We start from the raw sequence: 12,215 nt of genomic DNA, 5'->3' as shown, positions 1-12,215 counted from the left end.
TTCGGCGGCATCTTCGATGCCGCCGAAACTGTATCTAAAATTTATAAGTCTTATTTTTAGGCTGATTATGATTTACCATTCCCCGAATCGGAACCAGCAGATCCATCAAACCATTCAGTTTTATTTCGTAAATTGTTGAAAGCTGCATCCCAAGTTTTCCTTTGGGCATTCCTTTTCTGTAAAACCATTCAAGATAGCTTATTGGTAGATCAGCAATGACTGTTCCTTCGTACTTGCCGAAAGGCATTTTAACGACACAGATTTCTTTTAATATCTCCGGATTTATTCCTTCCACAATTCTTATACTATTAAATCAACTTTTTTTTCTAAATCATCATCCTTATCCGGTAACTGCAGCTCAGGAGTGTCATCGTCTGAAAATTCATTTCTGTATACCTGAATCAAAAGAAGAGTAAGAGAAATCAGAATCGGACCAAAGATCAGCCCCATAAAGCCAAATAAGTTCATTCCCATAATAATCCCGAAAACCGTGTTCAGGGGATGAACATCTTCCAGCTTTTTTAAAAGGGTAAACCGCAATAAATTATCCGTCAATCCCACTACAATCAGACAGTAGGCTGCCAATCCCAGACCTGGCCCCGTATTTCCTTCAGCGATCATATAGATACAAACCGGAACGTAGACAATCGCGGCCCCAACAACAGGAACCATTGATGCAGCAGCTGTTAAAGCAAAAAGTAATACCGGACTGGGAGCTCCGAAAATAAAATACCCAACCAATGCTACAATACCCTGCCCCATCGCTACTACAGGAATTCCAATCGCATTGGCCATAATCAGCTTTCTCATCTTGTCCCCGATCAAAGAAACATTGGCTCTTTTCAAGGGTGCAGACGATGCGAGAATCCTTTCAAAAACCCTGGGTCTTTCCAGCATAAAGTAAAGAATAAAATACATGGACATCACTACTGTAAGGGTATTGAAGGTTCCACTGAGCGCAGAAGTTGAAACTTTTCCTACCGAACTCTTTAATTTATCCATATTTTCCTTACTCAGGATATCAAAGCCTGTTTTTGAAAAGATGTAAGAATGTATTTTTTCCAGAAAAACATTAAACTTAGTCATATAAGCCTGTGCTTTTCCGAGTTTTTCAATTAAAAGATCTCCGATGAAATAGATCGGTAAAATAAGAATAATCAGACTCGCCAGCATCAGGAGAAGTGATGAAGCCCATGGTTTCCATTTTTTCTCTTCCTGTAAATAAAAATTATATCTCCGGCAAACTACATAAATAGTAATAGCCCCTAAAACTGAAGGTATAAAAAGAGCGAGGTTAAAACAAATCAATCCCGTCAACACCAAAATGATCGCAAGTAATGAAACCTGCTTTATAGCAACACTGCTTATTTGTTTATCTTTGTTCACCATTATTGTTTAAATACGATTTGTCTGGGTTTTCCTAAAAAGGCACAATAGGTAGAATACATTACTGCAGTGATAAAGCTTCCGGTTACAATGATCCCGATACAACAGGCAAAAACCCCACAAAAGCTCAGTATAAGTCCAAGAAATGACCCCCCCAGAAAGGTTCCGTAATTATCTTTTGCAATATTATAGGCTTTCCCCATTGCTTCCGTTGCCGATGCATTTTCAAAAAGAAGAATCGGATATCCTAACAGGAAAAAAGGGAACACAAAGAAAAATGGAATCCCACACATTGCTAATGCAATTCTCAGAACAACATGGGCAATCAAACTGTAAATCAGAATATTGACAAAATTTTGTCTATAGCCGATAAATAAATCAGAGAACTCTACCGTACTTTTTGTATTGTACTTGTTAATAATATAAATCAACCCTACATACAGAGGGGAAAGAAGTGCTCCAAGAATACTCGAAAAAGAATAATATAAAGATAAACCGGGGGAATAATAAGATCTGAAATTTGAGACATTTCCATCTGTATCCCTGATCTCTTCTGCAATATTCCATGAATTAAATCCCGTGATTGATTGTAAAATAGAGTCTCCTATGACATAAATGATCATGGCTACAATCGCGTAGAGAATTACCCCTTTATACATCTCGAAAGCATGTGAAATAATTGATCCCGTATCTTTACCCGGAACAGAACCCTGTTGGTCAAACTCGTTAAATTCAGACATGGTTAAATATTTTTATGATTTTATCAAATTTAACTTTTTTTGACTAAAAAATAGTAAGCTGTTTAAAATTTAACTCTTTTCCGAAAAAACCGTTTTATAAAGTGAATAAATCATTGCATTCCAGAATGGGAAAGTAAATAACCCACCAACAAAAAACAGCATAAACCCGAGACATTTAAAAATAAAAGCCACAATGGCACATACCAATATTTCAATAAAGTACATTTTCAGCGCTTTAAAATTTAAACTGATTGCTTCAAAGATCCTTTTATCCGTAAAAAACATCAGCGGGGCTACGAATATCGTTATAAAAACCCACACAATACCAAGTATAATCGTCTGGAAAGCATAGCTGAAAACAAAAAACCAGAAAATATAATATCCTACATATTTCAAAAAATTGAAGCCGTTATACCCCACAAGCAGATCACCGATCTCCAGCTTTTCTTTAAGATCAAGCTTTCTGTAAATCTGATAAAAGCCTAAGTTTAGCGGATATAAAAAAATCGCAACCCCAATCATCCCCCAGGAAAACCTTTGAAATTCCGGCTGGGAAAGCATTTTGGCAAGATGCTCAGAATATACCTGAACACCGTCTTTTGCATATTTAGCTGTTTCAATATATTGCTCCAGTATTCCGTATTTTGAATCAAAGAAAAAGAATACCGTAAGGAAAATCCCAAAATAGAGGACTGAAAACATCAGCTGAAAAATCAATGTTTTATTCCAATAAAAAAAAGCCTGTTTGAGTATAAAATCAATTCCCGGTTTCTGAGGATATTTGTTCTGCATTAAAAATATTTTGTGCAAAAGTAAACATCAATAAGTACTTTTGCAGAATGTTTTCAACGAATCATCAAAAATTTATGGAAATGGACGAGCTTTCTCTTCAGAAAGTTCCCTATTTTTTCATCATCGATTTCCTTACAGAAAATGTTGAAATCTATAAAGAAAACGAAATTAAAAAATCAGGCTTATCAATTGATTTTCAAGGATATAAAACACCATCTATTTACCATGAGCTACCACAGAAAATTGAATGGAGGTCTTATCCTGAAACATTAGAAAGTTTTCAAAAAGGATTTGAATATGTGCAGAAAAATATTCAACTGGGAAATTCTTATTTAGTAAATTATACAAGAAAAACGAGGATTGAAACAAATTTAAGCCTCGAAGAAATTTTTTATCATTCAAATGCCAAATACAAGGTTTTTTATAAAGATTTTTTTGTATTTTTTTCTCCTGAAACTTTTGTAAAGATTATTGACGGTAAAATTTTCACTTATCCTATGAAAGGAACTATTGATGCATCTTTAGAAAATGCAGTGGAAATTTTAAGAAATGATAAAAAAGAAAAGGCTGAACATTATACGGTGGTAGATTTACTCCGGAATGATCTTAGCATGGTGGCGGATAATGTAAAAGTTGATCAGTTCCAGCATATTGACTTTATTAAAACCCATCAAAAAGACCTTTATGCCATGAGTTCTGAAATTTCAGGAAATTTAACCCCTGAATTTGCTGGAAAAGTAGGCAGTATTATGAAAAGACTGCTTCCCGCCGGTTCTATTTTAGGAGCTCCCAAACCCAAAACATTGGAAATTATTCTCAATGCTGAAGGTTATGACAGAGGATATTACACCGGGGTTTGTGGTTGGTTTGATGGAAAAAATCTTGACAGCTGCGTGATGATCCGTTTTATTGAAAAAGAAGGCGACCAGCTCTATTTCAAAAGCGGAGGCGGAATAACCCACATGAGTAAATTAGAAGACGAGTATCAGGAAATGAAAAATAAAATTTATGTCCCAATTCATTGAAAGTATTAAAGTAGAAGACCAGGAAGTTTTCCTGTTGGATTTTCATCAAAAGCGTGTAGATCACACTTTCTCCCATTTCGGAAAAGAGGGTTCAATTGATCTTGCCAAAATATTCAAACATCTGGAACATGATGAAGACGGTCTTTTTAAACTGAGAATCGCCTATGATCTGGATAAAAGAATCCGTACACAGATGATCCCTTATGCTATCCCTGAAATCCAGGATTTTCAATTGGTAGAAAACAACAGCTTTGATTATTCTTTCAAATTTGAAGACCGGAAAGAACTGGATAAAATGAAAATGAAATCCAAGGCTGAAGAAATCATCATTGTAAAAAATAATCATATTACAGACACTTCTTTTTCCAACCTTCTGTTCCTGAAGGGCAAAGACTGGTTTACTCCAGCCTCCTTTTTATTGAATGGAGTGCAGAGGCAGCACCTTTTAAAGCAAAAGAAAATCAAAGAAAAGGAAATTACTTTACAGAATATTAAAGAGTTTTCGCACTTCCAGCTGATTAATGCTTTGAATGATTTCGACGATATGTTTATTTATCCCATCGACAGAATTATTAATCTGCCGGGTAATGAAGAATATCTGGACCTTTAATTCTCTTTCATAAACTCAAAATAAGCCTTCAAAACATCAGCACTGTTTTTTCCATGGGTATTCACTTCAAGAATTTTCGGTTGTGTATCCGGTTTGAAGAAATTATCCAGAACCCGGTCTAATGTAGGTTCATCTTCAACTTTAGTATAGGAGAACCCAAAATGTTTGGCCAGATACTCTGCATTTTTATGATGTTTCGTTGCAATAAACTCATCCAATGTATTCGGATTGGCATTTCCCGGCCCCGGAATGATTTTAAAAATATTCCCTTCCCCATTGTTGAAGATAATGATCCTTACAAAAGGTGGGATGTATTGATTCCAGAGACCGTTGATATCATAGAAGAAGCTCAAATCTCCGGTGATTAATAACGTCGGATTAGCATTTTTTATTGCAAAGCCCATTGCAGTTGAAGTACATCCGTCAATTCCGCTTGTTCCTCTGTTACAGTATATTCTTCTTTTCCCGAAATCAAATAACTGAGCATACCTGATGGCAGAGCTGTTACTGAAATGAACATTATAATTTTCAGGAATTGTCTGTGACGCCTTATTGAAAAAATAAAAATCTGAAAACTCAACTAAATTTAAAAACTGCTGATGTCTTGCATCTTTTTTATCTCTTAAAACATCCCAAAGATTAAAATAGGGTCTTGGCTCAAGATTAATAAATTTTAATAACCTGGAAAAGAAAATCTCAGGTCTTACTTCAATTTTTTCAGTTAAAGAATAATAGGTGTCTGGTTGCCAGATCTCATCCAGATGCCAGTGTTGCTTCGGACGTGCACTTCTCAAAAACTGTTTTACCTTTTTGGAGACCACATTCTGCCCGATTGTAATTAACAGATCAGGGGTATACATTTTATAGTCCTCTTCTGTGAAGTTAAAAATATATCGGTCAATATGTTTGAAAAATTTTTCATGATGCAGATTAGAATTCGCCTCGCTTAAAACAACAACAGAATGATTTTTCACCAATTGGGTAAGCTGGTTTTCCAGTTCCGGGCTATAATCTTTTGTTCCTATCAAAAGTAAGATTCGTTGAGAGGTATTCCAGTCAGCGACTAGATTTGACGGAATCTCATATTCTTTCTGCTTGATCGTTCTTTCAACCGTCGGAAAAGTCGGAAGTTCAGAAACCAATTCATATAAAGGCTCTTCCAAAGGAATATTAATGTGCACCGGGCCCTGTTTTTCAAAACATAGTTCAATGGCTTTCTTAATAATATCAAAATTGATATCTTCTGCATTCTCCCTGCTGTCTTCTATAAGCTGGAAATCTCCGTAAGAATGCTGATGAAAAAGATTATTCTGCCTGATAGTCTGTCCATCAAAAATATCCACAAAATCCGTAGGCCGGTCTGCAGTTAAAATCAAAAGTGGTATATTCTGATAAAAAGCCTCAGTAACTGCAGGATAGTAGTTTGCAGCCGCAGAGCCGCTTGTACAGGTGATCGCTACAGGTTTTCTTTCACTTTTGGCCATTCCCATTCCTACAAAAGCAGCACTTCGCTCATCCACAATACTGAAGCAGTTAAATGCATCCACTTCCGAAAAATGGATCGCCAGCGGAGCATTTCTGGACCCCGGAGAAATAACGATATCTGAAATTCCGTACTGTTGAAGAAGATGGGCAAGTATCTGAATACTTCTTTTGGAAGAATATTTTTTCATTCGGCAAATTTAGTTTATAAATACTTAATTGTAAAATCATTTAATTCAAAAAATATGTAATTTAGCGGTTCGTAAATTTCTAAAAATGGATAAAATACCTAGTGTAGACCTGCGTGATTTCCTTTCGGGTGACCCGGAACGCAAACAGAAATTTGTAAATGAAATCGGAAAAGCTTATGAAGAAATTGGTTTTGTAGCCTTAAAGGGCCATTTTCTTGATGATCAGTTAGTAGATGAGTTGTATGGGGAGGTTAAAAACTTTTTTGAACTTCCAACGGAAACGAAACAGAAGTATGAAATTCCCGGAATCGGAGGCCAGAGAGGCTACGTAGGATTCGGGAAAGAAACGGCAAAAGGTTTTAAAAGAGGAGATTTAAAAGAGTTTTGGCATTTCGGTCAGTATGTATCGGATGGCTCAAAATACAAATCCCAGTATCCGGATAACGTAAATGTTGAAGAACTTCCAAAATTCAATGAAGTAGGTAAGAAGGCTTATCAGATGCTTGAAAAAACCGGGAAATATGTTTTGAGAGCACTGGCATTATATCTTGGCCTGGATGAATTTTATTTTGATGATAAAATCGCAGAAGGGAACTCAATTTTAAGACCTATTCATTACCCGCCAATTACACAGGAACCTGATGATGCTGTAAGGGCTGCCGCTCACGGAGACATCAACCTGATTACCCTTTTAATGGGATCTCAGGGTAAAGGGCTTCAGGTTCAGAATCATAATGGCGACTGGATCGATGCTATTGCAGACCCTGATGAATTGATGATTAATGTTGGTGATATGTTATCAAGACATACCAACAATAAACTGAAGTCTACCATTCACAGGGTGGTAAACCCGCCAAGAGAATTATGGGGAACTTCAAGATATTCAATACCTTTCTTTATGCATCCTGTAAGTGAGATGTCTCTTAATGCACTTGAAAACTGTGTTGATGAAAACAATCCGAAACTATATGAAGATACTACTGCCGGAGAGTTTTTGTACGAGAGATTAATAGAATTGGGTTTAATAAAAAAATAATCTAAAGCCCCAATCTTGTATATATTTTTTTAATTATCTTTACTTAAGTGTCAAATTTTTAATTAAAACAATATGAAAAATTTAAAAAAACTAAGTAACAGCCAATTAAAAAGTATTTCAGGAGCAGGAGAAATAAAACTTCCGGAACCTGAATTTTGTATGTATTACTGCAACGGAGTTGTCATCTGTGAGACTTGCAGCAATGATTTTAAATGTCCTGATGATACTATGTAAAATAAATCATCTGCAAATAATAAGAAAACCGTTCCTTTTGGGACGGTTTTTATTTTAATGAATCCAAATATTTTGAAATTCACAGGTTATCCACTTTACAATCTGTGAAAGCTTATATAATTCATAGCTGATAAAAATCAATCAAACAATCTCAGTTGCTGATCTTTAGCTCCGGTAAAACCAGACGTTGAAAGTTTCGGAAACTGTTTCCCTTCAAAAAATTTTTTCCGCCCAATTTTAAATGTATTGTGAATCATTTCAGCAATATTCCCGTCTCCTTTTTGCCGGGTAAAATACCTTTTTTCACCAAGTTTTCCCCCGCGCATTGAACGGATCAGGTTTAAAACTTTCTGAGCCCGGTCAGGAAAGCTGGATTCTATCCATTGTACAAAAACAGGTTCTACCGTGTCATTCAGCCTCACAAGAGTATATCCGAAACTCTGAGCCCCTGCCTCGGAAATTGCCTTTAAAATACTTAACGGCTCATCACTGTTTAATCCCGGGATTATGGGTGCCACCATCACATTAACCGGAATTTTATTTTCTGAAAGAATTTCAACCGCTTTCAGCTTATTTTTTGCAGAGCTGGTTCTTGGTTCCATTTTTCTCCGTAGCTCTTCGTTGATCGTAGGGATACTTAAAGAAACAGAAACAAGGTTTTGCTCTGCCAGTGGCTTCAGCAAATCCATATCTCTTAAAACCAATGCATTTTTTGTCAGAATATTGACAGGATGCCTGTAATCAAGACAAACCTGAAGTATTTTTCTTGTAATTTCGAATTGTCTTTCTGCCGGCTGATAACAATCTGTGTTTCCGGAAAGCAAAATAGGAGCCGCTTTATACCCTCTTTTCTGAAAAAATTTTTCTAATAATTCAGGAGCATTTTTCTTGACCATGATCTTTCTTTCAAAATCAATTCCTGCACTATATCCCCAATATTCATGAGTAGGCCTTGCAAAACAATAGGAACATCCATGCTCACAACCCTGATAAGGATTCATCGAATATTCCATCGGCAAATCTTCGCTTTTCACCTGATTTACAATGGTCTTGGGAAAAACCTCCGTAAAAGATGTTTTTACTGTTTCGAAATCTTCATCTTCAGGCTCAAAGGTATACTTATCGAAACGGTTGATTACATTTCGCTGAGCTCCCTGACCTTTTATGATATTTTCGTTCTGCATTCTGATGTAAAATTAGAATGGAATTTTTGTAAAATAATGAGTTTTAACACTAAAGTTTTCCACAAAAAAATCCAACACTTATAAAAGCGTTGGATTTTAACATAATTAAATATACTTTTTTACTACTTCATCGCATAAAATTCCACTCCGTGATATTCATCATCGTGGTTTTTTCCATCAAAGTGTCTGTGATAATCTGAATAATAATCACTGTATTTTTTATCTTTTTTGTGTAATATTTTTTTAATCCCTATAAAACTTAATACCGCCAAAAGACCAATTCCTCCTGCCAGTAAAACGCCAACTTCTTTTTTCATATTTTGTCCGATTTATTATTTGGTCTATTGCAAAAAGTATACCTATCCATTATTTTATAATTATAATTTTTGTTAACATTCAGCTTTTTTTTTAAAGAAAATATAATCATCAAAAATCCCTGATTTTAAAATGAATGGTTTAATTATTGCACTAATCAAAGAAAAAAAATCATTATGGAAAACCCGGATAACATTGACAGAATGACAACTTTAAGCCAGGTCATGAAAACACTGTCTGAAAGAGGAATACAGAGAGAATTCAGAATGAATGGGAATTGTGAAATGAAATTCGAAAATTCTGACAAAAACTACCAGCCCACTGACCTCACCATATTAAAAACATATCGTTTTGAAGGTGACAGTAATCCCGATGACAATGCAGTATTGTATGTTTTAAAAGATACAGCCGGAAATCTGGGCATGATTATAGACTCTTATGGAGCAGACAGCAATTATCCCGGTGAAGAGTTTGATGCCTTCTTAAGAAATATTCCGATTCAGGAAAGCGATGAGTTTAATTTTTAAACATTCTATAATATAAAACCCGGTGTCATTTTTCTTCGGGTTTTTCTTTTTTCTTAAATACATTTTTCAGAAAACCTTTTTCCTTTTTCACTTCTTCTGGCCTAGGCTCTTCTTTTTTATGATCCGGACCTTTTATTTCCTTTTTTAATTCTTTAACAGACTCTTTCACCTCTTTGACTGCAGAAACCGTTTTTTGCACCGTTTTTTTAGTCTTGTCAATATTGATCTCTATTAAAGTCTTCTTTAAACCATCTTCGATCCCTCTCCAGAATAAGTTAAAGAAAGATTTTGTAGGATCTCTTTCCACATTTTCAACGGTAACGCTTTCGGGCAGATTTCCTGAATCAGACTTTACCACAAGGTTGGCAACCGCTGTGAGAAATCCTTTTTTCTCTTTATTATTTTTATTTAAAATAGCAACTTTTAATCCCTTATGCTTCAGGTTAAATGTTCCATGCAGACCGGCAGGGTTTCCTTTAAAATCGAAAAGCATTTCCTGAATAGTGCCTGTAGCCGTCACATGGAGATAGGGCCGTATAAAAGGATTAATACCCTGAGCGGGAAGGTTTACAGCCCTTCCTGAAATCCCGAAAACATCATTCTGATTGGCCACATCAAAATTCCAGTTTACGGATAATGGTGCGAGGTTCATAAATGAGCAGTCAATTTTGATGTCTACTTTGGTCGGTTTCCCTTTTGTTTTCATTGAATTCAGGTTTTTAACATTCATATTAAAATTGCTGAATGTTAATTTTCCCGGTCCTGCACTTTCCGGAGTATCTTCTTCATATATCAGGATCGAATTCTTCAGATCAAGATTACTGATATACAACGGGATCTTTACAGAACGTAACATCCTGGAATACAAAGGCTTCATTTTAGGGTCATCTTTTGGAATTTTACTTCTGAAAATATTGGCGTTCGCAGATTGAATAACCACATGGGAAGCATTGATGAATTTATCATTTGAAAATAGATCCCAATTCCCATCCGCAGTGATCTGGCTGGCTTTCAGGTCATATAAATCTCTTTCCACAGGTATCATTTTAATAAATTGCGCTCTCGAAACGAGAGGTTTCATCACAAAATTATTAACGTGGATTTTATTTTTATTCAGTTTTAAAAGTCCAACATTCATATGATAGAATTGTGTTTTGTAAGCAAAATCTCTGGTAGTCAGAGAATAGTCTTTTATTTTTACAGCAATTCCCCTGTTGCCAGGTTTTGGGTTTAGCTCTACATTGTAGACTGTTGCATTGAGATCATTAAAAACCAGCGGCTGGCTTCCTTTATCGTAAGTGATGTTTGAATTTTTCAAGATCACTTTTCTGATGATAAGAGGAAACTGAATTCTGCTGATGCCTGCTTTTTTAAGCGTTTTATTTTCTCCTGCTTTAATCGTTCCGTTTAAATTATTTACCAATACATCTTTCACATCAAGATTGAGTTTTTTATCAATCATTTCCCATTTATTGATGTTAAAAGCAATATGGCCGGCAGATAAGTTCATTGAAGTTTTCCCCGAAACACCGCCGGAGACCACCGAAATAGTATTCAGCTCCCCGCTTCTGGGATTCAAAGCAATGCTTTCAGCCTTATAGTTTCGGTGATTAGAAAAAAGAATATCCTTTCCCGAAAATTTAAAATCTTTATATTTTACAGGAATAATTCCCTCAGAAGTCTTTTTATTGAACTCAAATTGACTGACGTCCAGATTAAGTTTTTTTGCAGAAAGAAGATGATTCCCATCCGGCTTCATTACCTGAACGGTAGCATTGCTTAGTTTAATATCATTCAGATCAACCTCATTGTTCATTGGTCTGTCTGATCTTTTAACGGTTATCCCCGTTGTATACACTAAAAGATTGGGATTATAAAAATCAGCATTGGCAAGGGATATTTTATTTTTAGTCAATACCACATCCTTAAAATCCATTTTTTGAATGTCAAACCTGAACAGCTTTGATTTTTTTGGATAAAACCTTTTAAACTGTGAAAAATTCAGCAACGGGATCAACTGAAAACTCTCAACTGACATCTGCCCGTTTGTTGTGCTTATTTTATTGATTTTTATCGCATATATATTGTCAGGGCGAAAGAAAAAATTATTCCCTTTAATATCATAACGGTCAAAAACAACCGGCAGTCTGTTCTCTACCGATTCTTCTGTTATCTGAAGATTTTCAACAAATAAATCTAAATGCTGTACTGATAAAAATTTTTGTTTTGTATGCCTGAATATATTGATCTTTCCGTTATTGATCCTGATATTTTTAAATAATACCGGGTTTCTTTTTTTTCCGGTTTTATGATCAACCGGCTTTGCAAGAATTACATTTAAATTGGGACTTGACAATTGCAAATCTGATGAACTGATCTGTTTATTAAATAGAGCATCATAAATCCCGAACCGGCTGATCTTTATAGTATCTATCGTCCCCTGCAGCCTGATAACATCAATATTTTGCGGGTTTTTACTATTGATGGTAATTCCAGTAGAAATGATATTTCCGGATCCCAGATCAACATCCAGTGTTTTATAAGAAACTTTATAATCCGTATTGTTTTTAATGTAATCCGGAAGCTGGGTTTTAAGCCAGATATTAAGTCCAAAGTTTGTCAGTAAAATGATTCCCGACACAACCCCGATTCCTATCAGCAGCTTTTTAACCCATTTTTTTTTCATAGTTGTG

General features: G+C 35.4%; 13 protein-coding genes. 5 read left to right on the top strand and 8 right to left on the bottom strand.

The window, feature by feature from the left end; translation table 11 throughout:
• Positions 1–34: 34 nt before the first annotated feature.
• The 4 genes from PMI13_RS15425 to PMI13_RS15410 form a co-directional block, all read right to left on the bottom strand.
• Positions 35–286 carry a DUF3820 family protein gene (locus PMI13_RS15425; protein ID WP_051957038.1) on the bottom strand — a complete coding sequence of 84 codons (252 nt, stop codon included), beginning with the start codon at positions 284–286 and terminating at the stop codon, positions 35–37.
• Between the two features lie 14 nt (positions 287–300).
• On the bottom strand, positions 301–1,389 hold the full coding sequence (locus PMI13_RS15420) for an AI-2E family transporter (RefSeq protein ID WP_007845338.1): 1,089 nt from the start codon (positions 1,387–1,389) through the stop codon (positions 301–303).
• The gene (locus tag PMI13_RS15415) at positions 1,389–2,126 is read right to left on the bottom strand and encodes a hypothetical protein (RefSeq protein ID WP_007845332.1); all 738 of its coding nucleotides are present in this window, start codon (positions 2,124–2,126) and stop codon (positions 1,389–1,391) included. The genes PMI13_RS15420 and PMI13_RS15415 overlap by 1 nt, the downstream gene beginning before the upstream one ends.
• Before the next feature lie 69 nt (positions 2,127–2,195).
• Complete coding sequence (locus PMI13_RS15410) at positions 2,196–2,918, bottom strand: hypothetical protein (protein WP_007845328.1); 723 nt, start codon at positions 2,916–2,918, stop codon at positions 2,196–2,198.
• 47 nt (positions 2,919–2,965) lie between these two features.
• Here PMI13_RS15410 and PMI13_RS15405 point away from each other — a divergent pair, with 47 nt between their 5' ends.
• Both PMI13_RS15405 and PMI13_RS15400 read left to right on the top strand, forming a co-directional pair.
• On the top strand, positions 2,966–3,943 hold the full coding sequence (locus PMI13_RS15405) for an aminodeoxychorismate synthase component I (protein WP_034670487.1): 978 nt from the start codon (positions 2,966–2,968) through the stop codon (positions 3,941–3,943).
• Entirely contained in the window at positions 3,927–4,553 is a 627-nt protein-coding gene (locus PMI13_RS15400) for an aminotransferase class IV (protein ID WP_007845324.1), read from the top strand. Before PMI13_RS15405 ends, PMI13_RS15400 begins: the two co-directional genes overlap by 17 nt.
• On the opposite strand, the gene menD is transcribed toward PMI13_RS15400, so the two are convergent.
• On the bottom strand, positions 4,550–6,226 hold the full coding sequence (menD, locus tag PMI13_RS15395; RefSeq protein WP_007845321.1) for a 2-succinyl-5-enolpyruvyl-6-hydroxy-3-cyclohexene-1-carboxylic-acid synthase: 1,677 nt from the start codon (positions 6,224–6,226) through the stop codon (positions 4,550–4,552). The genes PMI13_RS15400 and menD overlap by 4 nt on opposite strands.
• 85 nt (positions 6,227–6,311) lie before the next feature.
• On the opposite strand from menD, the gene PMI13_RS15390 reads away from it, so the two are divergent.
• Positions 6,312–7,262 carry an isopenicillin N synthase family dioxygenase gene (locus tag PMI13_RS15390; protein ID WP_007845318.1) on the top strand — a complete coding sequence of 317 codons (951 nt, stop codon included), beginning with the start codon at positions 6,312–6,314 and terminating at the stop codon, positions 7,260–7,262.
• 72 nt (positions 7,263–7,334) lie between these two features.
• Positions 7,335–7,496, top strand: a complete 162-nt coding sequence (locus PMI13_RS21360) for a bacteriocin-like protein (RefSeq protein ID WP_007845316.1) — start codon at positions 7,335–7,337, stop codon at positions 7,494–7,496.
• Positions 7,497–7,633: 137 nt separating this feature from the next.
• Here PMI13_RS21360 and PMI13_RS15385 read toward each other — a convergent pair whose 3' ends face one another.
• Positions 7,634–8,680 carry a PA0069 family radical SAM protein gene (locus PMI13_RS15385; protein ID WP_007845314.1) on the bottom strand — a complete coding sequence of 349 codons (1,047 nt, stop codon included), beginning with the start codon at positions 8,678–8,680 and terminating at the stop codon, positions 7,634–7,636.
• Positions 8,681–8,802: 122 nt separating this feature from the next.
• Positions 8,803–8,997, bottom strand: a complete 195-nt coding sequence (locus PMI13_RS15380; protein ID WP_007845313.1) for a hypothetical protein — start codon at positions 8,995–8,997, stop codon at positions 8,803–8,805.
• A gap of 174 nt (positions 8,998–9,171) precedes the next feature.
• Here PMI13_RS15380 and PMI13_RS15375 point away from each other — a divergent pair, with 174 nt between their 5' ends.
• Positions 9,172–9,522 (top strand): hypothetical protein, encoded by a 351-nt coding sequence (locus PMI13_RS15375; protein ID WP_007845311.1) that lies wholly within the window; start codon positions 9,172–9,174, stop codon positions 9,520–9,522.
• 25 nt (positions 9,523–9,547) lie between these two features.
• Here PMI13_RS15375 and PMI13_RS15370 read toward each other — a convergent pair whose 3' ends face one another.
• The gene (locus PMI13_RS15370) at positions 9,548–12,208 is read right to left on the bottom strand and encodes a hypothetical protein (RefSeq protein ID WP_007845309.1); all 2,661 of its coding nucleotides are present in this window, start codon (positions 12,206–12,208) and stop codon (positions 9,548–9,550) included.
• Positions 12,209–12,215 lie beyond the last annotated feature (7 nt).

This window comes from Chryseobacterium populi (genome assembly GCF_000282115.1).
Lineage (GTDB): Bacteria > Bacteroidota > Bacteroidia > Flavobacteriales > Weeksellaceae > Chryseobacterium > Chryseobacterium populi.
The sequence above is the reverse complement of the archived record's forward strand: the minus strand, read 5'-3'. Positions and strand labels throughout refer to the sequence as shown.

Excerpts from the sequence above, each read along its gene's own strand:
- PMI13_RS15415 (WP_007845332.1), bottom strand. The coding sequence starts at position 2,126 with ATGTCTGAATTTAACGAGTTTGACCAACAGGGTTCTGTTCCGGGTAAA.
- PMI13_RS15400 (WP_007845324.1), top strand. The coding sequence starts at position 3,927 with ATGTCCCAATTCATTGAAAGTATTAAAGTAGAAGACCAGGAAGTTTTC.
- PMI13_RS15385 (WP_007845314.1), bottom strand. The coding sequence starts at position 8,680 with ATGCAGAACGAAAATATCATAAAAGGTCAGGGAGCTCAGCGAAATGTA.
- PMI13_RS15410 (WP_007845328.1), bottom strand. The coding sequence starts at position 2,918 with ATGCAGAACAAATATCCTCAGAAACCGGGAATTGATTTTATACTCAAA.
- PMI13_RS15390 (WP_007845318.1), top strand. The coding sequence starts at position 6,312 with ATGGATAAAATACCTAGTGTAGACCTGCGTGATTTCCTTTCGGGTGAC.
- menD (WP_007845321.1), bottom strand. The coding sequence starts at position 6,226 with ATGAAAAAATATTCTTCCAAAAGAAGTATTCAGATACTTGCCCATCTT.
- PMI13_RS15375 (WP_007845311.1), top strand. The coding sequence starts at position 9,172 with ATGGAAAACCCGGATAACATTGACAGAATGACAACTTTAAGCCAGGTC.
- PMI13_RS15405 (WP_034670487.1), top strand. The coding sequence starts at position 2,966 with ATGTTTTCAACGAATCATCAAAAATTTATGGAAATGGACGAGCTTTCT.
- PMI13_RS15380 (WP_007845313.1), bottom strand. The coding sequence starts at position 8,997 with ATGAAAAAAGAAGTTGGCGTTTTACTGGCAGGAGGAATTGGTCTTTTG.
- PMI13_RS15420 (WP_007845338.1), bottom strand. The coding sequence starts at position 1,389 with ATGGTGAACAAAGATAAACAAATAAGCAGTGTTGCTATAAAGCAGGTT.
- PMI13_RS15370 (WP_007845309.1), bottom strand. The coding sequence starts at position 12,208 with ATGAAAAAAAAATGGGTTAAAAAGCTGCTGATAGGAATCGGGGTTGTG.
- PMI13_RS21360 (WP_007845316.1), top strand. The coding sequence starts at position 7,335 with ATGAAAAATTTAAAAAAACTAAGTAACAGCCAATTAAAAAGTATTTCA.